This window comes from Streptomyces solicamelliae (assembly GCF_045348655.1).
GTDB classification, from domain to species: Bacteria; Actinomycetota; Actinomycetes; order Streptomycetales; family Streptomycetaceae; genus Streptomyces; species Streptomyces solicamelliae.
The window spans coordinates 6,642,291-6,665,241 of record NZ_CP160404.1; the positions used below are offsets into that span (position 1 = coordinate 6,642,291).

Genomic DNA, 22,951 nt, shown 5'->3' on the forward strand with positions numbered 1-22,951 from the left:
GGTGTGGTCGGGACGCGTCAGGCGAACCAGCCCTGCGGCTCCGGAGCGGTGTTGCGCCAGATGTGCTTGGCCTCGCGGTACTCGGCGAGGCCGGCGGGACCGAGCTCGCGGCCGGTGCCGGACTGTTTGAAGCCGCCCCACTCCGCCTGCGGCAGATAGGGGTGGTAGTCGTTGATCCACACCGTGCCCAGCCGCAGCCGCGCCGCGATCCGGCGCGCCCGGGCCTCGTCGGAGGTCCACACCGCGCCGGCCAGGCCGTAGATCGTGTCGTTGGCCAGCCGCACCGCCTGGTCCTCGTCGCCGTCCCGGAAGCGCTCCACGGTGAGCACCGGACCGAACGACTCGTCCCGCACCACCGACATCCCCGCGTGGCACTCGTCGAGGACGGTCGGCCGGTAGTAGAAGCCGCTCTCGTACTCCGCCCCCTCCGGTCGGGCGCCGCCGCAGCGCAGCACCGCGCCCTCCGCCAGGCCTGCCGCGACATACGCCTCGACCTTCTCGCGGTGCGCCGCCGAGACCAGCGGCCCGGTCTGCGCCCGCTCGTCGAACGGGCCGCCCAGCCGGATCAGGTCCGCCCGGCGCACCAGCTCGTCCACGAACCGGTCATGCAGCGAGTCCTCCACGAGGAGCCGTGCCCCGGCCGAGCAGACCTGCCCGGAGTGCAGGAACACGGCCGTCAGCGCCATGTCGACGGCCGCCTCGAAGTCGGCGTCGGCGAACACCACGTTGGGGTTCTTGCCGCCCAGTTCGAGCGCCACCTTCTTCACCGTGCCGGCCGCGGCCGCCATCAGCCGGCGGCCGGTCAGCAGTCCGCCGGTGAACGACAGCAGGTCCACGTCCGGATGCTCGGCGAGCGGAGCGCCCGCGTCGGGACCCGCGCCGAGCACCAGGTTGGCGACGCCCGCCGGCAGCCCGGCCTCCTCCAGGAGACGCATCAGGAGGATCGCGGTGTGCGGGGTCAGCTCGCTCGGCTTCAGCACGAACGTGTTGCCCGCCGCCAGCGCCGGAGCGACCTTCCAGGCCGTCTGCAGCAGCGGATAGTTCCACGGCGTGATCAGCCCGCACACGCCCACCGGCTCGTACACCACGCGGCTGTCCGTCGTCGCCGACCCGCTGTCGACCACCCGGCCGGCCTCCGTGGCGGCGAGCCGCCCGAAGTACCGGAAGCAGGCCGCCACGTCGTCGATGTCGTACGCGCTCTCCACCAGCCGCTTGCCGGTGTCCAGCGACTCCGCGCGGGCCAGCGCCGCCTTGTCGCGGACCAGCAGGTCGGCGACCCGCAGCAGCAGGTCGCCGCGGTCCGCGGCCGGCGTGGCGGGCCAGGGGCCCTCGTCGAAGGCCCGGCGGGCCGCCGCGACCGCCTCGGCGGTGTCCTTGCCGCCGGCCTCGTCGACGACGGCGACCAGGCCGCCGTCGGCGGGGCACCGGATCTCACGGGTCCGCCCGTCGAGCGCGGACCGCCACGAGCCGCCGATGAAGAGTTCGGGCATATGTCTTGTTCCTCCTGGTCAGCGCCTCTGTACACGGCGCTCTTGCGGACGGTTGCCTCACCCGACCGGCGCGATCCATGCCGAAATGTGGCGGGCGTCACACAGGGTCGGAGGGCAGGCCGGCGGGTCCGGCGGCCAGCCGTTCGCGCACCCATGCGTGGAAGATCCCGATGTGGTGCTCGCTCGGCACCAGCACCCCGCCGTCCCGGTAGGCCCGGGACGCCATCCCGGGCTGGGTGCGCTCGCAGGCGTCGAAGTCCTGCACGTTCACCCGGTGGAACAGCTCCACCGACCCCGACACGTCCGCGCCGGAGACCACCACCTCGGGCGCGTACAGCCAGTCGCACTCGACCACCGTGCGGTCCGCCGCCAGGGGGAACATCCGGTGCAGGATCACGTGGTCCGGGACCAGGTTCACGAACACCGTCGGCTTGACCGTGATCGCGTAGTAGCGGCGGTCCTGCGCGTCGGCGACGTGCGGCAGCCGGGCGAAGCCCGCACTGCCGTCGACGGTGAAGCCCTTGATCCCCTCGCCGAACTCCGCACCGTGGCCCACGTAGTACTGCGCCGCGTAGCCCTCCGCGAACTCGGGCAGCACCTCGGTGAGTTCGGGATGGATCGTGGCGCAGTGGTAGCACTCCATGAAGTTCTCGACGATCAGCTTCCAGTTGGCCCGCACGTCGTACGTGATCCGCCGGCCGAGCGCCAGCTCCCCGGTGCGGTACCGGTCGATCGACGCGGCGTCGCCGAGCCGCTCCACCGCCGCGCCGATCACCGTCTCCTCGAACGACGGCGGCTCGTCGGCCAGACACACCCACGTGTAGCCCAGCCACTCCCGCAGCGCCACCGGCACCAGGCCGTACGCGCTCCGGTCGACGTCCGGCATCCGCACCAGGTTCGGCGCGGCGACCAGCCGGCCGTCGAGGTCGTACGTCCACGCGTGGTACGGGCACTGCAGCGAGCGCCGGAGCTGCCCGGCCTCCTCGGTGCACAGCCGCGCCCCGCGGTGCCGGCAGCTGTTGAGGAAGGCGCGCAGCTCGCCGGACCGGTTGCGGGTGACGATCACGCTCTCCCGGCCGATCTGCACGGTGCGGAAGGCGCCCGGGCGGTCGAGCTCGGCGGAGCGGACGGCGCAGCACCACAGCGCCTCGAAGATCCGCTCCTGTTCGCGCCGGAAGACCTCCGGGTCGGTGTACGAGAGGCCGGGCAGGGTCGGAATCAAGGACCCGGGAGCTTCAGGGGTCGTCGTCACGGCGTCCTCCTCAGGCGGGCGCTTCTGTGGGGCGGCTAGGCGTATCCCCAGCGAAGCGAGGGGAAGGGTCGAACAGCTCGATGGGATGCGCGGTGGTCCCGGTCAGGGCCAGATCGGCGAGGATCTCGCCGACGACGGGCGTGAACTTGAAGCCGTGCCCCGAGAACCCGCAGGCCACCGTCACCGACCCGGGGTGGGCGGGATGGCGGGCGATCACGAAGTGCTCGTCCGGGGTGTTGGAGTACATGCAGGTGGCGGCCTTGAGGAAGCGCCCCGGAAGCGTCGGCAGACAGCGCGACAGCTGGTCCGCCATCGCCGCGACCTCCTCGTCCCGCACCGTCCGGTCGATGGTCTCCGGGGTGCACGGCACGCCCCTGCGGAAGAACGCCACCTTCGCGCCCTGCTCCGGGCCGTCGATCGCGGGGAAGCCGTAGATCTGGACGCCGTCCGCGTCCTCCCAGATGTAGACGGGATGGCGCTCGGGCCGGAAGGGCCCGGTGCCGCCGTCCGGCCGGAACCAGTACATGACCTGCCGCTCGATGGTGAACGGCACGCCGAGATCGGTCAGCAGCTGCGGCGCCCACGCGCCCGGGCAGATCACCAACTGCCCCGCGGTGTAGGCGTTCTCGGGGGTGTGCACCCGGACCCCGTCGCGGCACGGCTCCCAGCGCAGCAGCGGCTCCTCGAAGTGCAGCTCGGCGCCGCGCTGCGTGGCGAGCTGCAGATGGGCGGCGACGGTGTTCTCCGGGCGGAGCAGACCGGCCCGCGCCTCGTACAGCGCCACCTCGTCGTCCGCCGGGGTGAGCGTCGGGAAGCGGCGGCGCAGTTCCTTCGCGTCGAGGAGTTCGTGCGGCAGGCCCCAGCGCAGCGCCGAGCGTAGCGAGCCCGCGACCGTACGCGACTCCGGCCGGCCCACCATCACGCCGCCGCAGAGCGTCGCCACGTTCCGGCCGGTGTCCCGCTCCAGCGCCTCGTACAGCTCGTACGCCCGCAGCAGCAGCGGCACGTACGCCGGGTCCTCGAAGTACGACTGCCGGGTGATCCGCGAACCGCCGTGGCTGGAGCCGCGGTTGTGGACCGGACCGAACTTCTCCAGGCCCAGTGTGCGGGCCCCGCGCGCGGCCAGATGAGCGGCGGCGGCACTGCCCATCCCGCCCAGGCCGACCACGATCACGTCATAGGTGGGTGACACGGAAAGGTCCTCCCTGGCATCGCTTCAGCGGCGGATACGGTGCATCCGCGGGTCGAACAGCGGCTCGTCGGCGACGGTCGCCGGTACCTTCTCGCCGACGTACTCGACATGGACCGCCGTGCCCGCGGGCAGCGGGGGCAGCCAGGCGTACGCGACACAGCGCCGGACGGCGCAGCCGTACGCGGCGCTCGTCACGTACCCGGCGGGGGAGCCGTCCAGGTACACGGGCTCCTTGCCGAGGACCACGGCCGCCGGGTCGTCCAGCAGCAGCGGGGTCAGCCGGCGCCGCGGCTGCCCGGCACGCTCCAGTGCCGCCCGCCCGACGAAGTCGCCCTTGTCCCCGCGGACGGCGAATCCGAGCCCGGCCTCGTACGGGGTGTGCTCGGCGGTCATGTCGCGGCCCCAGGAGCGGTACCCCTTCTCCAGACGCAGGCTGTCGAACGCCGACCGGCCGGCGGCGATCACGCCGAGCCGCTGCCCGGCCTCCCAGAGCGTGTCCCACAGCCGCAGTCCGAGATCGGCGGTCGTGTACAACTCCCAGCCCAGCTCGCCGACATAGCTCAGCCGCAGCGCGGTCACCGGCACCTGGCCCATGTGCGCCCGCCGGGCGCGGAAGTACCCGAAGCCCTCGTGCGAGAAGTCGTCCCGCGTCAGCGGCTGCACCAACTCCCGGGCGAGCGGCCCCCACACGCCGATGCAGCAGGTCCCGGACGTGACGTCGCACACGACCACGTCATCGGGGGCGTGCCGCAGCAACCAGTCCTCGTCCGCCCGGGAGTTGGCGCCGATCTGGAACCGGTCCTCGGCGAGGCGCGCCACGGTGAGATCGGAGCGGATGCCGCCGGCCTCGTCGAGCAGCAGGGTGTAGGTCACCGCGCCGGGCTTCCTCGCCACGTTGTTGGTGGTCATCCGCTGCAGGAACGCGAGCGCGCCGGGCCCGGTGACCTCCAGGCGGCGCAGCGGCGTCATGTCGTACAGGGCGACCCGCTCCCGGGTCGCCAGCGCCTCCGCGGCGGCGACCGGCGACCAGTACCGGGCCGACCAGGCGTCCCGCTCCGGCAGTTCGAGCCCCTCGGCGAGCGGCGCGTTGGCCTCGTACCAGTGCGGGCGCTCCCAGCCGCCGCCCTCCAGGAAGTACGCGCCCAGCTCCTGCTGGCGGGCGTGGAACGGCGAGACCCGCAACGGTCGGGGCGACTCCATTGGCTGCAGCGGGTGCAGGACGTCGTACACCTCGACGAACTGCTGCGTGGCGCGCTCCGTGACGTACGCGGGGGAGCGCTGGGCCTCCTCGAACCGGGTCAGGTCGCACGCGTGCACGTCGGTCCGCGCCCGCCCCTCGACCATCCACTCGGCGACGGCCTTCGCCACGCCCGCCGAGTGCGTCACCCAGACCGCCTCGGCCAGCCAGAAGCCGCGCAGTTCGCGGGACTCGCCGAGCAGCGGCATCCCGTCGGGGGTGAACGAGAACACCCCGTTGAAGCCCTCCTCGATCCCGACGCCCTCGCCGGCGAGCGCGGGCAGCAGCCAGCGGCAGTCCTCCCAGCTGGGCGCGAAGTCCTCCGGCGTGAACGGGTACGAGGACGGCATCACGGGGGCCTCGTCGTACCCCGGGACGGTGAACGGGTCGACGGGCAGTGGCCGGTGGGCGTAGCTGCCGATGCCGATGCGGTCGCCGTGCTCGCGGAAGTACAGGTCGCGGTCCTGGAAGCGCAGGATCGGCCGGGACGCCTCGGTCCGCGGGCCGGCGCCGGCGAGTTCGGGCAGCGGTCCGGTCCGCGCGTACTGGTGGGCCAGCGGCAGCAGCGGTACGTCGACGGCCGCGAGGCGGCCGAGCACCGGGCCCCAGAAGCCGGCCGCCGACACGACGTGGTCGGCGGGGAACGTGCCCCGGTCGGTGACGACGCCGGTGACCCGGCCGTCCCGCCGCTCGACGCCGGTCACGGTGTGCCGGCCGAGGAAGCGGGCCCCGCGCGCCCCGGCCCGCGCGGTCTGGGCCCGGCAGGCGAGGACGGCGCGGGCCAGCCCGTCGTCCGGGGTGTGGAAGCCGCCGACGACCTTGCGGGTGTCGAGCAGCGGCCACAGCTCCCGGCAGCGTTCGGCGGAGACCAGTTCGCCGCGGACGCCCCAGGACGCCGCGTACCCGGCGCGCCGGTGCAGTTCGGCCCAGCGTTCCTCGGTGGTGGCGAGCTCCAGACCTCCGACGGGGAGGAAGCAGGACTGCCCGTCCACCTCCAGGGCGGAGAACTTCTCGATGGTGTATCCGGCGAAGTCGCTGAGGGTCTTCGACGGGTTGGTGCGGAAGACCAGGCCGGGGGCGTGCGAGGTGGAGCCGCCCGGGTCCGGCAGCGGGCCCTGGTCGAGGACGGTGACGTCGGTCCAGCCGCGGGCGGTCAGTTCGTCGGCGAGCGAGCAGCCGACGATGCCGGCGCCGACGATCACGACACGGGGGACGGAGGGGGAGCTGTTCTCGGCAACGGCGGCACGGACCTCTGGGGGCACGACAGGCTCCTCGGGTTGTTGCACAGTGCACGATGGGTTGCGCAGTGGGGAACATCGTGGGAGCGGCCCGACGGAGCGTCAAGAGGGCGTGGGAGAAGGCGGCGCAAACCCGCCGGGGGGCGGCGCCGGGGAGCCGGATGCCGGGGAGTCGGATGCCGGGGAGCCGGATGCCGGGGAGCCGGCCGGGCCCGAAGGCCCGGCGGCTCAGCAGCCGGAGTGCACGCGGGCCACGGCTCAGAAGCCGTAGCCCATGCGCCGGGACAGCTCGTCGGCCGCGAGCGCCGTGCGCGCGGCCAGCTCCGGCAGCCGGTCGCGTTCCAGCCGGTACGCCGGACCGGACACGCTCAGCGCGCCGATCACCCGGCCGTCGTGCGCGCGCACCGGCGCGGCCACCGCGTGCAGGCCCAGCTCCAGCTCCTCCGCGGCGATGGCGAAACCCTGCGCACAGGTCGCGTCCAGCTCGGCGCGGAGCATGGCCGTGCTGGTCAGGGTGTGCTCGGTGTACCGGGCCAGTGCCCGGGCCAGCAGCCCCTCGCGCAGCGTCATCGGCAGATGCGCGAGCAGCACCTTGCCGCTGGACGTGGCGTGCAGCGGGGTGCGGCGGCCCAGCCAGTTCTGCGCGGTGACCGAGGCCGAGCCGCGGGCCTGCATGATGTTCACCGCGGCGTTGTCGTCCAGGACCGCGATGTTGACCGTCTCGCCCAGTTCGTCGGCGAGTTCGCGGCAGACCGGCACGCCCTCCTGGGAGATGTCCAGGCGCACCGCCGCCGCGCCCGCCAGCCGCAGCACGCCGGCGCCGAGGAAGTACTTGCCGCGGTCCTGCGCCTGCGAGACCAGGCCGCGGTTCTCGAGGACGCCGAGGAGCCGGAAGGCGGTGGACTTGTGGACCTCCAGCTCGTCGGCGATCTCGGTGACCCCGGCCTCCCCGAGCCGGGCGAGGATCTCCAGGACGCTCACCGCGCGGTCGACGGACTGGATCGCGCCCGTGCTCCCCTTGGAGGCCCGCTCGTGCGTCGTCTCGTCGGTCGTCATCGCTCAACTCTCGCCATCGTGCGGTCGGTCGGTGCCGGGATGTCCGGGGAGGCCCTTGACGCGGCGGGCGCACCGCCCGGATTCTGTTGCGCATAGCGCTCCCTCATGCGCCATGTGCAACATCACTTTATCGAAGAGTCCTGGACCGAGGGGGGCCCGTTGATACCCGTGTGCCGTCTCGAAGACCTTCCCGCGGGCGCAGCCGTCCGCATCGACACCACGCCGCCGATCGCGGTGTTCAACGCCGGTGGCGTGCTCTACGCCATCGACGACACGTGCAGTCATCAGGACGCCTCGCTCTCGGAGGGCTGGCTGGAGGGTTGTCTGGTCGAATGCCCGCTGCACGCCGCGGCATTCGACATTCGTACCGGGGAGCCCACGTGCCTGCCGGCGCGGCGTCCCGTCCGGACCCACGAGGTGGTCGTGGCGGACGGCGTCGTGCACGTCCGGCCCGGTACGCGCGAAGGCAGCCCGGCATGAGGACGGTGACCGTCGTCGGCGCCTCGCTCGCCGGACTGTACGCGGCGCGGGCGTTGCGTGCGCAGGGCTACGACGGACGCCTGGTGATCGTGGGCGAGGAACCCCACCGCCCGTACGACCGGCCGCCGTTGTCGAAGGGCTTCCTCACCGGCGCGACGGGCGAGCCGGACCTCGCGCTCGCCGACGCGGAGGAGGAGACCGCGCTGGACGCCGAGTGGCTGCTCGGCGTACGGGCCCGGGGCCTCGACGCGCGCGGGCGCACCCTCCTCCTGGGCGACGGGCGGTCGGTCGCCACGGACGGTCTGGTCGTCGCCACCGGCGCGCGGGCGCGGCCGCTCCCCGGCGCGGAGGGTCTCGCGGGGGTGCACCTTCTGCGCACCCTGGACGACGCCCGCGCGCTGCGGGACGCGCTCGGCGGCCCCGCGCGCCGGGTCGTCGTCATCGGCGCGGGCTTCATCGGGGCGGAGACCGCCTCGTCGTGCGCCACACTCGGCCACGACGTCACCGTCGTGGAGACGGCCCGCCTGCCGCTCCTGCCCCAACTGGGCCCGGAGATGGGCGAGTTCTGTGCCGGTCTGCACGCGCGCCGGGGAGTCCGGTTGCTGACCGGCGTCCGTGTCGCCGCGCTGCGCGGGCGCGCCGCCGTGGCCTCGCCCCGCATCACCGCCGTGGAACTGGCCGACGGCCGCGTGCTGCCCGCCGACGTGGTGCTCACCGGCATCGGCGCCGTACCGAACGACGGCTGGCTGGCGGGCTCCCCCCTGGCCGTCGCCGACGGCGTCGTCTGCGACGACGGCTGCGCCACCGCCCTCCCGCAGGTCGTCGCCGTGGGCGACGTGGCGCGGGTCGGCGGTGTTCGGTCCGAGCACTGGACCGGCGCGACGGAGCAGCCGGCGGTCGCGGTCCGCAACCTGCTGGCCGGCCGCACCGTCGCACACGTCCGCCGCGCCCCGTACTTCTGGTCGGACCAGTACGGCGTCCGCCTCCAGTTCGCCGGCCGCCGCCACGACGGCGACACGGCCCGCGTCGTCGAGGGCTCGCCCGACGAGGCTTCCTTCCTCTGCCACTACGAGCACGCGGGCGTCACGACCGCCGTCCTGGCCGTCGACCGGCCCCGCGCCTTCCAGCGCGCCCGGCGCGATCTCGGCCGCGCCGGGGCGACGCCGACCGGTCAGCAGCGCGGGCGCTCGGCGCGTCCGGGGTCCAGCGCGTTGAGCACCAGCCGCCCGGCCACGTCGTTGTAGCTGATGTCCAGGTGCTCGGTGAACTCCAGCGGACAGAAGTCCTGCACCTTCTGGTTGGTGACGTTCGGGGCCGCCTGCAGATAGCCGGAGGTGTACGGGGTGACCACCTCGTCGTACCGGGTGGCGATCACCGTGTACGTGACGTCGGGATGCGTCTCGCCGTCCGCGTTCAGCTGCTGCAGGAAGTCGGAGCCGGCGACCTGCTGGCTGCACGCGGTGCAGGTCGTGCCGACCATGGCGTCGCCGCCGGGGAAGGCGGTGGCCAGCAGGCCCAGGCCCCACAGGGTGGTGCCGTGGTTGATGGGGGCGACCGCGACCAGCTTGTCGACCTTCGCCGCCCCGCCGAGGTTCTTGATGTAGTGACGCGGCATCGTGCCGCCCTGCGAGTGGCCGACCAGGTCGACCTCCGCGGCGCCGGTCGCCGACCGCACCTGGTCGACGAACGCGGCCAACTGGCCCGCCGACGCGGGGATGTCGCCGGTGCCGGCGATCGGCCCCGAGCCGCCGCCGTAGTTCAGGGCGAAGACGCAGTACCCCGCCTCCTTCAACCGGGGTGCGAGACCTGCCCAGTTGGCGTACCGGTTCTCGAAGGTGCCGTGCACCAGGACCACCGGGCGCGGATGCGCCGCGTCCGGTCGGCAGGTCCAGTCGTTCGCGCCGGGCGGCACGGCGGTCGGGTGGAGCAGCGCGTATCCGAGGGCGGACGGGAAGTCGTTCTGGGGCGGGCCGACGGGATCGGCCGCGGAGACGCCGTGGGCGGACGGGGTGGCGCCGGCGAGGCCGAGGCCCACGACGGCTGCGACTCCGGTGACGGCGGCGATCAGTCTGTTCCTGAGACTGCGCATGAGGGTGTCCTCCGGTGTGCTCTCGTGGGGGTGCGCCGGAGACTCCCCGGGAGACCCCGTCCCATGGGGAAACCCGTCACAAGGGAGAGACACAGAAGCTACCGGCGCGTAACGTCGGGTCCACACTGGAGCCGGGCCCGGGAGCCGAACCAGGGAGAGCCGCGCCGAGGCCGGCGAAACTGTCAGGGCCGTGACAGTTTCCCCGCCGTACGTCTCACCCTGCGGAGCGTCCGCGCGCCCGGTTTCCGCCGCCGCCCCACGAGACGGAGCCGCAGTCATGGCGTCACCGGCCGAGACGTTCCCGCGTCAGCCCTGGCACGAGCTGCCTCCGGTCCTCGCCGGCCTCATCCGCCCCCGCATCGACGCCATCGTCGCCGAGATGGTCGAGGCGATCCGCGGCGAAGTGGCGTCCTACCGCGGGCCCACGGACTCCGCCGTCGGCCGCGACCTCGTCGAGTCCATCCGGCGCGCCCTGCGCCAGTTCGCGGAACTGATCGAGCACCCGGAGAGCCCCCAGGACCACCAGCTCGAACACTTCCGGCAGCTGGGCCGGCGCGAGTTCCTCGCCGGCCGCACCACCGACGGCATCCAGGCCGCCTTCCGGGTCGGCGCGCGCATCGGCAGCCGCCGCTACGCCGAGCTCGTCCAGGAGGCCGGTCTGCCCCCGGAGCTCGTCGTCCCGCTGCACGAGGCCGTACTGATCCACATCAACGCCCTCTCCAACGAGGCGGTCAAGGGCTTCCTCTCCGCCCGGCTGCGCTCCGAGGGCGAGGTCAAACGCGCCCGCCGCGCGCTCACCGAACGGCTCCTGGAACAGCCCCGCGGACAGGACCGCGTCCCGCTCGCCCCCGTCGCCGCGCTCGCCGAACGCGCCGAGTGGCCCCTGCCCCGTGCCGTCGCCTGCGTCGTCGTCCGCGCCGCCGGGCCGGTCGCCGTCCCCGGCGGGGACACCGCGCTGCTCACCGCCAACCGCGGCAACGACACCGTTCTGGTCGTGCCCGACCCCGGCCCTGGCGGCCCCCTCGACCGGGCGCGGGCCGCCGCCCGCGGCCGGTTCGCGGCGCTCGGCCCGGCCGTCGGCGTCGACGAGACCTGGCTCTCGCTCCAGTGCGCCCGGCTCGCGCTCGACCGCCGCGCCGCATCCGGGGCGGTACCGGCCGACGGCCTGTTCCTGCGCGTCGACGAGGAACTGGCCGAACTGCAACTGCTGCGCGGTTCGGCCGTCGGCCGGCTGCTCGGCCGCCGCGTCCTCGCCGCCTTCGCCGAACTGCCCAGCGGCCGGGCCGCGCGGCTCGCCGAGACCCTGGACGCCCTGCTCATGTCCTGGGGCCGCACCGCCCCCGAGGTCGCCCGCGCCCTCGGCATCCACCCGCAGACCGCCCGCCGCCGGCTCCGCCAGCTCGACGCGCTCTTCGGCGACCGCCTCGGTGACCCCCGCTTCCGCTTCGAGGCCCTCCTCGCGCTGCGCACCCGGGCACTGGCCCCCGACGCCGGATAGCGCCCGCGGCGCTACCAGTCGCGGGCCGCCGCCAGCAGATGGTCCCGGACCAGCGCCACGTGCGGATTCCCCGACGAGCCGGGGCGCTGCACCAGGAAGCCGGTGTTGATCGGCGGATCGTCCGGCTCGTACAGCGCGACCAGCGCCCCCGACGCCAGTTCCGCGGCGCACAGGTAGCGCGGCAGCACGCTGAACCCCGTGCCGCCCGCCACCGCAGCCTTCACCGCGTCCAGATCGGGCATCGTCACCGCCGGCTGGCGCACCAGCCGTTTGCCGAACACATGCCGCCAGTAGCGGCGCACGATCGGCACGTCCTCGGCGTACGCGACCAGGGGCACCCCGTGCAGCGCCGCCGGCCCCTCCGCCGCGATCCGTGCCGGACCGCCGATCCGCTCCGCCCACGGCGGGGACGCGACCAGCACGAACTCCTCGTCCGACAGCGGGACCGCGGCCAGGGCCCGGCCGCGCGGCCGGTACGTCGCCAGCACCAGGTCGTACCGGCCCGCCCTCAGCTCGTCGAGCAGCGGCTCGGTCAGCCCGGGCGTGATGCGCAGCCGCACCCCCCGGTCCACCAGCGGCGCGAGCCCCGGGAGCACGCAGTGCGTCAGCAGCTCGACCGGGCCCGCGAGCTGCACCGGCTCCGGCACGGCGTCCTCGGCCGGGCCGCCCACCGCGGCCAGCGCGTCCAACGGCTCGACGACCCGCGCGGCCAGCTCGTCCGCGAACGGCCCCGGCGCGACCCCGCGCGCCAGCCGTTGGAACAGCTCCCGGCCCAGCTGCCGCTCCAGGGCCCTGACCTGTGTGGTCACCGTCGGCTGCGACAGGCCGAGCAGTCGGGCGGCGGCGGTGAAGGACCCCGTGCGGTACACGGCGAGAAAGGTCCGCAGCAGATTCAGATCCAGCGGACCGGCTGCCGTACTCCCATTGGAATCCCTATTCCTCATATGCGTGAGCCTATTGGATTTCGATGGGTGACCGGGCCTACGGTCGACCACATCACAGTCACTCCCCAGGAGAGCACCAAGCCCATGTCGAAGATCCTTTTCGTGATGACCGGCGCCGACCAGTGGACCCTGGCCGACGGCACCAAGCACCCCACCGGCTTCTGGGCCGAGGAGGCGGCGGGCCCGTACGAGACCTTCAAGGCCGCCGGGCACGAGATCGTCGTCGCCACGCCCGGCGGCGTCGTCCCGCCCGTGGACCGCGGCAGCCTCGCCGCCGAGGCCAACGGCGGCCAGGAGGCCGCCGACCGGGTCGCCGCGACGCTCGACTCCTTCACCGAGCTCCGGCACCCGATCGCCCTCGACGACGTCCGGCCCGGCGACTACGACGCGGTCTTCTACCCCGGCGGCCACGGGCCCATGGAGGACCTCTCCGCCGACCCGGCCTCCGGCCGGATCCTCACCCGGGTCCTGGACGCGGGCACCCCGCTCGGCGTCGTCTGCCACGGCCCGGCCGCGCTGCTGGCCGCGGAGCGGGCGGACGGCTCCAACGCCTTCGCCGGGTTCGAGATCACCGCGTTCAGCAACGCCGAGGAGACCCTCGGCGGCCTCGCCGACAAGGCCAAGTGGCTCCTGGAGACCCGGCTCACCGAAGCGGGCGTCCGCGTCACCGTGGGCGAGCCCTGGGCCCCGAACGTCGTCGTCGACCGCAACCTGGTCACCGGCCAGAACCCGGCCTCGTCGGTCGCCCTCGCCGAGGAACTCCTCAAGAAGCTCGCCTGACACCCCGGTCCCACCTCTTCCCCGGGGAACCACCCCGACCCCCCAAGCGTGAGAACACCGGGGCGTCCGAACCGGGGGAGGACCGGCAGTGCCGCAGGGGGACATGGGGGAGCAGGGGAACGAGCGGGCGGCGGGGGCTCGCTCGTACGGCCGGGAGCCGGACGAGCGCCCGTACGAGCCGGATGCCTCGGAAGTCGCCTACGAGCGGGATCTGGCGGAGGCCGAGCGGGTCGTCGGGGTGCAGCGGCGGTTGGCGGAGGGCGAGCTGTTTCGGTATCTGCCCGGGCTCGCCCATGCGTTGGCCGAGGTCGGGCGGCTGCTGTCGAGTCATCCGCGGCGGTACGAGGAGGCCGGCGGCGTGTACGCGGAGGCTGTCGTCCACTACCGGCGGCTCGCCGCGGCCGAGCCGCTGCTCTACCTGCCCGGCGTGGCCAAGGGCCTGTACGGGCAGTCCGCCGTCGCCGGCATGGTGGGCCGCCGCGAGGAGGCCCGGGACCTGGCGCGGGAGGCCGTCGGGCTGTACCGCGGGCTCGTGGAGCGCGAGCCCGACTGCCTGCCCGAACTCGCCGCCGCGCTCAGGGGACTCGGTGGACAGCTCGCCGAACTCGGGCAGCACCACGAGGCCCTGGAGCTGATCCGGGAGGCCGTCGAGATCCGGCGCGGCCTCGCCGGGACGGCCACCGACGCAGGCCGTCGCGAACTGGACTCCATGCTGGGGGACCTGGGCGTCAAGCTCGCCGAGATGGGCCGCGCGGACGAGGCCGTCGCCGTGCTCGACGAGGCCCTCGCCGGCTGCCGGGCCCGCGGCCCCGCCTTCACCGTCCCCGACCTCGGCCTGCGGTGGGCGCTGGACGTCGCCGCCGCCGACGCCCTCACCCAGGCGGGCCGGACGCGCGAGGCCGCTCCGTACCTCACCGAGGCGGTCGAACTGCACCGCGAACTGGCCCGGACCAGCCCCGGTCACCTCGCCTTCATGGACCACGTGATCGGCCGGCACGGCTACCGGGTGACCCCCACCGGCCGCGCCGAACGGCTCGACGACCCGCCGTCCGACCCGTCGCCGTCCGCCCCTTCGACCGCCGCGGACCCTGCTGTGCGCGACCGGGTCGCCCGGCTCAACGACGAGGGGCTGGCCCTCGCCCGCGCCGGCAGCCCCGGCCTCGGCGCGGGACTGCTCGGCGATGCGGTACGCCTCTGCCGGGAGCATCTGGCGAGCGACGCGGAACTCGTCCCGGCCCTCGCGATCGCCCTCGGCAACCTGGCCCTGGCGACCGCGTGGGACGGTCGGCGCACCGAGGCCCTGCAGGCCGTGGACGAGGCGGTGCACCTGTGCCGGCGCCACCTGGCCGCGCGCCCCGACGCGCTGCGCCCGCTGCTCGCCGCCGGGCTCGACAGCCTCGGCAACCGCCTCGCCGCCCTGGGCCGGCACGCCGACGCGGTCGCCCCGGCCACGGAGTCGGTGGCCCTGCACCGTCAGCTGGCGGCCGTCGACCCCCGGGCGTACGAGGGCGAACTCGCCCGCGTGCTCAACAACCTGAGCGTCCGGTTCTGCGACGCCGACCGGCACGAGGAGGCCCTGGCCGCCACCCGCGAGGCGCTGGAGCTGCACCGCGGGCTGTACCGGGCGGACCCCGGCGCGCACCGGTCCGGCCTCGTGCACGTGCTCGCCAACCTGGCACTGCGGCTCGCCCGCGTCGAGCGCCACGACGAGGTCGCCGCCCCGGCCCTGGAGGCGGCCGACCTGCTGAGCGACTCGCCGGTGCCCGAGCCGCGCGAGGACTCCGCCGCCCTGACCGAGTCCCTGACCTGGCTCGCCGCGTATCTCAAGCGCCACGGACTGCGACGCGAGGCCCGCGCGGTCGGCCGCGCGGCCGACGGCCTCAAGGCCCGTGCGGGCGGGCGCTAGCCGCCGATCCCCAGCGGCACGTCCGGCGCGAGGTACGCCGCGATGCGCTCGGCGACGACCTCGGCCATGTTGCCGTCCGCCGTCTCGGCCGTCTTCGTGGCCGAGACGGCGATGGCGAGCCGCTTCGACGGCAGATACGCCTGGATCGCCGCGTAGCCGGAGAACGACGGGTTCTGCACGATCCAGCCGTTGACCACGATCACGCCGAGCCCGAAGTGCGCCTGCTCCGTCTGTTCGAGGCAGATCGAGGCGGGACAGGTCGCGGTGCCTCCGCCGAGGCCGACCGTGCCGGGGTTCAGCAGTGTCCGGTACGAGCTCGGGGACAGCAGCTCGCCCCGGCCGACGGCCTCCGCCGAACGCGCCAGGTCGCAGATGTGCGTGGTGATCACCGCGCCGGGACCGGTGGTCCAGGAGGGGTTCCAGAACGTGGACTCCTCATAGAGCCCACGGTCGGAGGTGAAGGCGTGCAGCACGGGGTCCGGGATGTCCGGGGTGAAGCTGTTGCGCGTGTTGCGCAGCCCGAGCGGACCGGTGAACCGCTGCTTCACCAGCTCGTCGATCCGCTTCCCGGTGATCTTCTCCAGGGCGGCTTCGAGCAGCACGTAGTTCGCGTGCGAGTAGCTCCAACTGGTGCCCGGCTCGTACCAGTTGGGGTGTCCGAGCGCGTAGCCGAGCAGCTCGTCCGTCGTCCACTGACGGAACGGGTGCTTCTCCAGGACGGCGTCGAACGCGGGGTCGGTGACGTAGTCGTGGAAGCCCGTGGTGTTGGTGGCCAGCATCCGCAGGGTGATCTTGTCGTTGTCCCGCAGGTCCGGCAGCCAGCGCTCCACGGTGTCGTCGAGACCGACCTTCCCTTCCTGGGCCAGCTGGAGCAGGACGTTCCCGATGTGGGCGAAGGCCACAGAGCCGGCCCGGAAGTGCATGCCCGGCTCGGCCGGGACGCCGGTCATGGACTCGCCGAGGGCGTCGGTGACGACCTCGCGGCCGTCGAGGGTGACCTTGAACTGCAGGGCGTTCAGCTTGAGGTCGTCCTTGGCCTGCTGTGCGATGTCCCTGACCCGGCTGCCCTGTTCGCCGAGCGGGCCCCGGGTCGGGACGCAGTCTCGCTCGCCGCCGCCGGGACCGCCGGTACCGAAGGCACCGTCGGGGTGGCCCGCGGGTGTGGGCGCGGCGGCCGCCGTCTGGACCGTGACGGCGAGCAGGGCGGCGCACAGGAGCGCCAGGCGGCGTGAGCGGGTGCGCGGACGTTCGCGCAGCGCACGCGCGAGAAAGGGGGTGGCTCTCATGCCCCGCACTATGTCGGGGTGAACGGTTCAAACCAGCTGCGAACCGCCTGAATCACTCTGGGGAGCGTCCCGGACCCGCCCGACTGGGGCAGCCGGCCGGCCGGGCGTCCTGCGGGCTCACAGCCGTACGACGATCAGCGCCGTGTCGTCCGTCGCGCCGCCCACCGGCAGCATGTCCAGCAGCAGGCCGTCCGCCAGGGCATCGGGGCCGGCGCCGTGGTGCCGTTCCAGTGCCCCGGCGAGCCGGGTCAGGCCCGCGTCGATGTCCTCGTGGCGCCGCTCGATCAGGCCGTCGGTGTAGAGCACCAGCGTGTCGCCGACCCCGCAGCGGGTCTCCGCCTGCGGCCGCGGGGTGTGCGCGACCCGCGCCCCGAGCGGGGGATCGGTCGCCTCGTCCAGGAACTGCACCGACCCGTCCGCCCGCAGCAGCGCCGGCGGCGGGTGACCGGCGCAGCTGTACGTGATGACGCACTGCTCCCAGTCGATCCAGGTCTCCACGGCCGTGGTGTTCTCCGCACCGGCCACCGACCGGGCGTACAGGTCGAGGACGTCCAGCGCCTGCGCGGGCCCGTCGGCCACCCGGGACGAGGCGCTGAGGGCGCTGCGCAGCTGGCCCATCACCCCGGCCGCGGCGAGCCCGTGCCCCACCACGTCACCCACCGCCACGCCGATCCGGTCGCCGCCGGGCAGCGGCACCAGGTCGTACCAGTCCCCGCACACGTTCAGCGCGCCCGCGGCCGGCCGGTACCGCACCGCCGTCCGGTGCGCCCCGATCGGCGTGGGCGCGGGCAGCATCGCCTCCTGCAGCGCCAGCGCCACCTCCCGCTCCCGCGCGTGCGCCTCCCGCAGCCGCTCGTTGAGCTCCTGCAGCTCGCGGGCCCGGGTGTACAGCTCCGCCTCCAGGACCCGCGCCCGGCCGCCGGTGCGCCCGCCGCGGGCGCGGATCAGCTCGGTGACCTCCTCCACCCGGTGCACCAGGAGCACCACCTGCCCGTCCGGCCCCAGGACCGGCGCGTTGACGGGGCTCCAGTACCGCTCGTCCCACTCCCCGGGCCGACCCGGGATCTGCACGTCGTACCGCTGGAGCGCCATCGCGTCGCGCTCGCCGGTCTCCAGCACCCGGCGCAGCGAGGCCGCCAGGTTGCGGGCTCCGCTCGCCCCGGTGTCGTTCGGGTTGTCCGGGAACACGTCGAACAGGTACCGGCCCACGACCTGCTCGCGCGTGCGGCCCGACACACGCAGGAACTCGTCGTTGGCGTCCACGTACACCAGCTCGGGCGTGAGCAGCGCGACCATGCCGGGCAGCGCCCGGAACACCCCCGCGTAGTCCGGCTCCGTACCGTTCATCGGTCGGCGCTCACGGCTGGGGGGTGGTGCCGGGGACGGTACGTGAGCGCCAGCGCCGCCACCGCGGACGACAGGCCCAGGACCGCGCCGGCCGCGACGTCGCCGGGGTAGTGCACGCCCGTGTGGACCCGCGAGTAGCCGACGGCGGAGGCCAGGATGCCGAGCGGCACCGCCGCGGGGGGCAGCACCACGCCCACGGCGGTGGCGAACGCGGTCGCGGACGCCGTGTGGCCGGACGGGAACGACGCCGACTTCGGCATCGGCACATGCCGGTCCACGACCACCCGCGCCGCCTCCCGGTCGGGCCGGCGCCGGCGGACCATCCGCTTGCCGAGCAGGTTCGCAGCCGCCGAGGCGATCATGATCGCGCCGACCCCGGCCACCGCGGCCTGCCGCGGCCGGCCGGGCATCAGGGCCATGGCCGCGGCGACCGTCAGCGAGATCTTCGAGTGGTCCGCCGTGTGCGAGAGCCGCCGCAACGCCCGGTCCAGCGTCGGCGTCGGCGTCGCGGCCACGGCCGCGTACAGCGCACCGTCGATGGCGTCCAGATCGCCCAGCACGGCGTTCAGGGCAGCACCCGGGGACAGCCGCTCAGCCGCGGCGTCCCCTCCCGGCACGCCCCCGTCCCCGGCGCTCGCCCCCCGGACGTCGCGCCCCGCGTCGTCCCGGCCGGTCGGCTTCGGCTTCTCGTCAGCCATGGTGTGCTCCCGTCGTCGTTCCGGTGCCGTGGCCGACGGCGAGGTCGAAGAGGAGGCGCCAGTTCACCGGGGGTGCGGGGACCACGACGCCCGGGCGGTCGTGCGGGACCAGGACGCGCAGCGCCTGGGGGCGCAGCCGGCACACCACCGGGGCCGGCATCATCAGGGCCTCGCCGTCGACGGCCACCGGGATGTCGGGCTCGTCCGCGGTGACCTCCACCCCGTGCGCCGTCGTCACGGTCAGCGCCGGTGACAGCGAGCCCCGTACGGCCAGGTCCGCGGCCTGCGCCGCACCCTCCACGCGGATACCGAGCACGCCCAGCTCGCCGCCGTCGAGCCGCGGACGCTTCCCGCCGCCGCCCAAGGCGTCGGGGGAGGTGTAGGGGTTGTTGCTGACCAGCAGCGCCTGCTGCCCCGTCAGCCGCTCGGCGTCCACCCGTGCGTCGAGTCGCCGCACGCCCTCCCCGACCAGCAGGTCCGGCGTCAGCTTCAGGATCGTGCCCGCCTTGTCGTCGCGGTACTCGGGCCGCTGGACCACGTCCGCGTACACCCCGAACGACACGGTGTTCACGAACGGCCGGCCCGCGACCTCGCCCATGTCGATGCGGAGTTCCTCGCCGCCGGACAGCGCGTCGAGGCAGCGCGACGGGTCGGTCCGGTCGAGGCCGAGGTCCATCGCGAAATGGTTCCGCGTGCCCGCGGAGACCACGAGGAACGGCAGGTCGTGATCGGCGGCCACCGCCGCCACCAGTGCCTGGGTGCCGTCGCCGCCCGCGACGCCGAGCAGGTCGGCGCCCTCGGCCACCGCCTGCCGGGCCAGCGCCGTCACGTCCTGGTGGGTCGACGCGTCGAGCAGGATCACCCGCGCCCCGAGCTTCTCCGCCTTGTCCACCAGCCCGAACTGCTCGACCTTCCCGCCCCCGGACTTCGGGTTCATGATGAGCACCGGCCGCCGGGGCCCGGGCACGGTCCGCCCGTGCCGGGTCGTCCTCGGCCGGGTCCCGCGCAGCGCCCCCCGGGCGAGGAGCAGCGCCACGCCCCAGAGGAGGGTGGCGAACAGCGCGATCTTCCACAGTCCGTCCATCGTGAACATCAGCAGCACCGCCAGCGGCGCGGCGACCGCGAGCACCGCCCCGCCGAGCCGCACAAGGCCCCGGTGCGCGAGGAACCACCACGCGCCCGCGGCGCAGGCGGCCAGCCCCAGCAGCCCGCCGCCCACGATCAGCAGCCCGCCGTCGCCCAGCCCGAGAAGCAGCACCGCCACGGAGCCGAGCGCGGCCGTCACCGCACAGCGCGCCAGCCACCGCGCCGCCACGATCCCGTCGCCGCCCGTACCCGTCATCACGCTCCCGCTCACGTCGACCTCCCCGGACCATGCTGCCCCCGAGCCGCCCGGCCGCACCAGCCTGCGGACTCCCGCCGCGCACGGCGTCCCGGCCGGGCCGTACGGGTGAGCCGAGAGCCCGATCGGCGCACCCGACCTAGAGTGGAATCAGCGAGGCACTTCTATGGCAGAGCATCGATCACGCCCCGACGACCCACGCCGCAAGCCCGGGCACGAAGGGCTCCGGCAGCTCCTCGCGGGGCTCACCGCCGTACGGGACGGAGACCTGTCCGTCCGGCTGACCGCGCCCGCGGGCCCCTCCGACCCCCTCCTCGGCGAGATCGTGGCGGTCTACAACGAGACCGTCGACCGGCTGTCCCTGCTGACCTCCGAGGTCACCCGGGTGGCGGGCGAGGTCGGCGGCCAGGGCCTGCTCGGCGGGCGGGTCCGCGAGCCGCGGGCGCAGGGCGCCTGGCAGGAACTCACCTCCGGCGTGAACGCCATGGCGGACAACCTGACCTCCCAGGTCCGCTCCATCGCCCAGGTGGCCACCGCGGTCGCCCGCGGCGACCTCACGCAGAAGATCCGGGTGGACGCCCGCGGCGAGATCCTGCAGCTGAAGGAGACCATCAACACCATGGTCGACCGGCTCTCCTCGTTCGCCGAGGAGGTCACCCGCGTCGCCCGCGAGGTCGGCACCGAGGGCAACCTCGGCGGTCAGGCGACCGTCCACGGCGTCTCCGGCACCTGGAAGGACCTCACCGACAACGTCAACTCGATGGCCGACAACCTCACCAACCAGGTCCGCAACATCGCCCAGGTCACCACCTCCGTCGCCCAGGGCGATCTGACCAGCCGCATCGACGTCTCCGCCCGCGGCGAGATCCTGGAACTCAAGACCACCATCAACACGATGGTCGACCAGCTGTCGTCGTTCGCCGCCGAGGTCACCCGGGTGGCCCGCGAGGTCGGCACCGAGGGCCGGCTCGGCGGCCAGGCCGAGGTCGAGGGCGTCTCCGGCACCTGGAAACGGCTCACCGAGAACGTCAACGAACTCGCCGGCAACCTGACCCGGCAGGTCCGCGCCATCGCCGAGGTCACCAGTGCCGTCGCCGAGGGCGACCTCACCCGCTCCATCACCGTGGACGCGCCGGGCGAGGTCGGCGACCTGCGCGACAACATCAACTCCATGGTGGAGTCGCTGCGCGCCACCACCCGCGCCAACCAGGAGCAGGACTGGCTGCAGACCAACCTCGCCCGCATCACCGGTCTGCTCCAGGGAACCCGCAGCCTGCCCGAGATCGCCGAACTGATCATGGCGGAGGTGCCGCCGCTGGTCTCCGCCCCGTACGGCGCGTTCTTCCTCGCCGAGGAGGGCGAGCAGGGCCCCGAACTCGTCATGACCGCCGCGTACGGCTCGCCCGAACCGCTCGGCGCCGCACCCCGCCGCTTCGGCATCGGCCAGTCGCTCGTCGGCCAGGCCGCCCGCGACCGCCGCACCCTCGTGGTCGACCAGGTGCCCGCCGGGTACGCGACCGTCGCCTCCGGCATCGGCGAGCGCGAGCCCGGCACCCTGATCGTGCTCCCGATCGTCGTCGAGGACCAGGTGCTCGGCGCGGTCGAACTCGCCTCGCTGTACCCGTTCACCGCCCTGCACCGCGACTTCCTCGACCGGTTCACGGACAGCGCCGGCGCCGTCCTCAGCTCCCTGGTCGCCAACCTTCGCACCGACGAACTCCTGGGCCAGTCCCGCCGGCTCGCCGACGAACTGCGCTCCCGCTCCCAGGAGCTGCAGGCCAGGCAGCAGGAACTCCAGCGCTCCAACGCGGAACTGAAGGAGAAGGCTGCCCTGCTCGCCCAGCGGAACAAGGACATCGAGTCGAAGAACCAGGTCATCGAGCAGGCCCGGCAGGAACTGGAGGCACGCGCCCAGGAGTTGTCCCGTACCTCCATGTACAAGTCCGAGTTCCTCGCCAACATGAGCCACGAACTGCGGACCCCGCTCAACAGCCTGCTCATCCTCGCCCGCCTGCTCGCCCAGAACCCCGAGGGGAACCTGACGGAGAAACAGGTCGACTACGCGGAGGTCATCCACTCCGCCGGCTCCGACCTGCTCCAGCTCATCAACGACATCCTCGACCTGTCCAAGGTCGAGGCCGGCAAGATGGACATCCGGCACGAGCCGTTCTCGCTGCGCCGGCTCCTGGAGTACCTGGAGGCCACCTTCGGGCCCGTCGCCGACGAACGCTCCCTCGAGTTCACCCTCAGCGTCGCCCCCGACCTGCCGGAGGAGCTCACCACCGACGAGGCGCGCGTCCGGCAGATCCTGCGCAACCTGGTCTCCAACGCCCTCAAGTTCACCGACGAGGGCCGCGTCTCGCTCACCGTGGAGTACGCCGCCCCCGACGAACCCCCGGTCGACCTGCGCGGCGACCGGCCCGTCCTCGCCTTCCGGGTCGTCGACACCGGGATCGGCATCCCCGCCGGGCGCCTGGAGCACATCTTCGAGGCCTTCCAGCAGGGCGACGGCACCACCGCCCGCCGCTACGGCGGCACCGGCCTCGGCCTGTCCATCAGCCGCGAGGTCGCCGGGCTCCTCGGCGGCACCATCCGCGCCGAGAGCATGCCCGGCCGCGGCAGCCGCTTCACCTTCTACCTCCCCGACCCGGCCACCGCCCGGACGCCGGCCCCGGCCGCGGACGACACCGGCGACGCCGACGAAGGCCGGCCGGCGGTGCAGGGCACCGCCGCGTCGGAGACCGCGCGCGGGACCGTCCTCGTCGTCGACGACGACCCGCGCAACGTGTACGCGCTCACCGAGGTCCTCGAGGGGAACGGGCTGCGGGTGCTCACCGCCGGCGGCGGTGAGACCGGGCTCGAACTGATCGACGCGCACCCGGAGATCCGGCTCGTCCTGATGGACGTCATGATGTCCGGCATGGACGGCTACGCCGCCATCCGCGCCATCCGCCGGCTCCCCGGCCGCGGCGACCTGCCCGTCGTCGCCGTCACCGCCAAGGTCATGCCCGGCGACCGCGCCCGCGCCATCGACGCGGGGGCGGACGACTATCTGCCCAAGCCGGTGGACGAGGCCGCGCTGAGGGACACACTCCGCCGCTGGCTCCCGGAGTGAC

Annotated in this window: 17 protein-coding genes; 6 read left to right on the forward strand and 11 right to left on the reverse strand. The window is 74.0% G+C overall.

Going from position 1 to position 22,951, the window contains the following annotated elements; translation table 11 throughout:
• Positions 1 to 17 precede the first annotated feature (17 nt).
• The 5 genes from ABZO31_RS30650 to ABZO31_RS30670 form a co-directional block, all read right to left on the reverse strand.
• Positions 18 to 1,490 (reverse strand): aldehyde dehydrogenase family protein, encoded by a 1,473-nt coding sequence (locus ABZO31_RS30650; protein ID WP_406864579.1) that lies wholly within the window; start codon positions 1,488 to 1,490, stop codon positions 18 to 20.
• Between the two features lie 97 nt (positions 1,491 to 1,587).
• Complete coding sequence (locus ABZO31_RS30655) at positions 1,588 to 2,742, reverse strand: aromatic ring-hydroxylating oxygenase subunit alpha (RefSeq protein WP_406864580.1); 1,155 nt, start codon at positions 2,740 to 2,742, stop codon at positions 1,588 to 1,590.
• Positions 2,743 to 2,752: 10 nt separating this feature from the next.
• Positions 2,753 to 3,934, reverse strand: a complete 1,182-nt coding sequence (gene solA / locus ABZO31_RS30660; RefSeq protein WP_406864581.1) for an N-methyl-L-tryptophan oxidase — start codon at positions 3,932 to 3,934, stop codon at positions 2,753 to 2,755.
• Between the two features lie 24 nt (positions 3,935 to 3,958).
• The gene (locus ABZO31_RS30665; RefSeq protein WP_406864582.1) at positions 3,959 to 6,433 is read right to left on the reverse strand and encodes a GcvT family protein; all 2,475 of its coding nucleotides are present in this window, start codon (positions 6,431 to 6,433) and stop codon (positions 3,959 to 3,961) included.
• Positions 6,434 to 6,667: 234 nt separating this feature from the next.
• Positions 6,668 to 7,465: an IclR family transcriptional regulator gene (locus ABZO31_RS30670; RefSeq protein WP_406864583.1), complete on the reverse strand. Its 798-nt coding sequence runs from the start codon at positions 7,463 to 7,465 to the stop codon at positions 6,668 to 6,670.
• A 159-nt stretch (positions 7,466 to 7,624) separates the two neighbouring features.
• Here ABZO31_RS30670 and ABZO31_RS30675 point away from each other — a divergent pair, with 159 nt between their 5' ends.
• The gene (locus ABZO31_RS30675) at positions 7,625 to 7,945 is read left to right on the forward strand and encodes a bifunctional 3-phenylpropionate/cinnamic acid dioxygenase ferredoxin subunit (RefSeq protein ID WP_406865532.1); all 321 of its coding nucleotides are present in this window, start codon (positions 7,625 to 7,627) and stop codon (positions 7,943 to 7,945) included.
• Positions 7,942 to 9,189, forward strand: coding sequence for an NAD(P)/FAD-dependent oxidoreductase (locus tag ABZO31_RS30680; protein WP_406864584.1), 1,248 nt, complete (start codon positions 7,942 to 7,944; stop codon positions 9,187 to 9,189). The genes ABZO31_RS30675 and ABZO31_RS30680 overlap by 4 nt, the downstream gene beginning before the upstream one ends.
• Here ABZO31_RS30680 and ABZO31_RS30685 read toward each other — a convergent pair.
• On the reverse strand, positions 9,117 to 10,034 hold the full coding sequence (locus ABZO31_RS30685; protein WP_406864585.1) for an esterase/lipase family protein: 918 nt from the start codon (positions 10,032 to 10,034) through the stop codon (positions 9,117 to 9,119). The two genes, ABZO31_RS30680 and ABZO31_RS30685, sit on opposite strands and share 73 nt — an antisense overlap.
• A 277-nt stretch (positions 10,035 to 10,311) precedes the next feature.
• Here ABZO31_RS30685 and ABZO31_RS30690 point away from each other — a divergent pair, with 277 nt between their 5' ends.
• The gene (locus ABZO31_RS30690) at positions 10,312 to 11,532 is read left to right on the forward strand and encodes a helix-turn-helix domain-containing protein (RefSeq protein ID WP_406864586.1); all 1,221 of its coding nucleotides are present in this window, start codon (positions 10,312 to 10,314) and stop codon (positions 11,530 to 11,532) included.
• 11 nt (positions 11,533 to 11,543) lie between these two features.
• Here the strand turns inward: ABZO31_RS30690 and ABZO31_RS30695 are convergent, their stop codons facing one another.
• On the reverse strand, positions 11,544 to 12,476 hold the full coding sequence (locus ABZO31_RS30695; protein WP_406864587.1) for a LysR family transcriptional regulator: 933 nt from the start codon (positions 12,474 to 12,476) through the stop codon (positions 11,544 to 11,546).
• A gap of 84 nt (positions 12,477 to 12,560) precedes the next feature.
• On the opposite strand from ABZO31_RS30695, the gene ABZO31_RS30700 reads away from it, so the two are divergent.
• A complete protein-coding gene (locus ABZO31_RS30700; protein ID WP_406864588.1) occupies positions 12,561 to 13,256 on the forward strand; it encodes a type 1 glutamine amidotransferase domain-containing protein in 696 nt (231 codons plus the stop codon).
• A 103-nt stretch (positions 13,257 to 13,359) separates the two neighbouring features.
• On the forward strand, positions 13,360 to 15,162 hold the full coding sequence (locus ABZO31_RS30705) for a tetratricopeptide repeat protein (protein WP_406864589.1): 1,803 nt from the start codon (positions 13,360 to 13,362) through the stop codon (positions 15,160 to 15,162).
• Here the strand turns inward: ABZO31_RS30705 and ABZO31_RS30710 are convergent.
• The 4 genes from ABZO31_RS30710 to ABZO31_RS30725 all read right to left on the reverse strand — a co-directional run bounded on the left by ABZO31_RS30710 (position 15,159) and on the right by ABZO31_RS30725 (position 19,835).
• Complete coding sequence (locus ABZO31_RS30710) at positions 15,159 to 16,448, reverse strand: serine hydrolase domain-containing protein (RefSeq protein WP_406864590.1); 1,290 nt, start codon at positions 16,446 to 16,448, stop codon at positions 15,159 to 15,161. The two genes, ABZO31_RS30705 and ABZO31_RS30710, sit on opposite strands and share 4 nt — an antisense overlap.
• Before the next feature lie 117 nt (positions 16,449 to 16,565).
• The gene (locus ABZO31_RS30715; RefSeq protein ID WP_406864591.1) at positions 16,566 to 17,795 is read right to left on the reverse strand and encodes a PP2C family protein-serine/threonine phosphatase; all 1,230 of its coding nucleotides are present in this window, start codon (positions 17,793 to 17,795) and stop codon (positions 16,566 to 16,568) included.
• Entirely contained in the window at positions 17,792 to 18,493 is a 702-nt protein-coding gene (locus tag ABZO31_RS30720) for a phosphatase PAP2 family protein (RefSeq protein ID WP_406864592.1), read from the reverse strand. The genes ABZO31_RS30715 and ABZO31_RS30720 overlap by 4 nt, the downstream gene beginning before the upstream one ends.
• Positions 18,486 to 19,835, reverse strand: a complete 1,350-nt coding sequence (locus ABZO31_RS30725) for a diacylglycerol/lipid kinase family protein (RefSeq protein ID WP_406865533.1) — start codon at positions 19,833 to 19,835, stop codon at positions 18,486 to 18,488. Before ABZO31_RS30725 ends, ABZO31_RS30720 begins: the two co-directional genes overlap by 8 nt.
• Positions 19,836 to 20,001: 166 nt before the next feature.
• Between ABZO31_RS30725 and ABZO31_RS30730 the strand changes: the two genes are divergently transcribed.
• A complete protein-coding gene (locus tag ABZO31_RS30730) occupies positions 20,002 to 22,950 on the forward strand; it encodes a HAMP domain-containing protein (RefSeq protein ID WP_406864593.1) in 2,949 nt (982 codons plus the stop codon).
• Position 22,951: the final 1 nt, after the last annotated feature.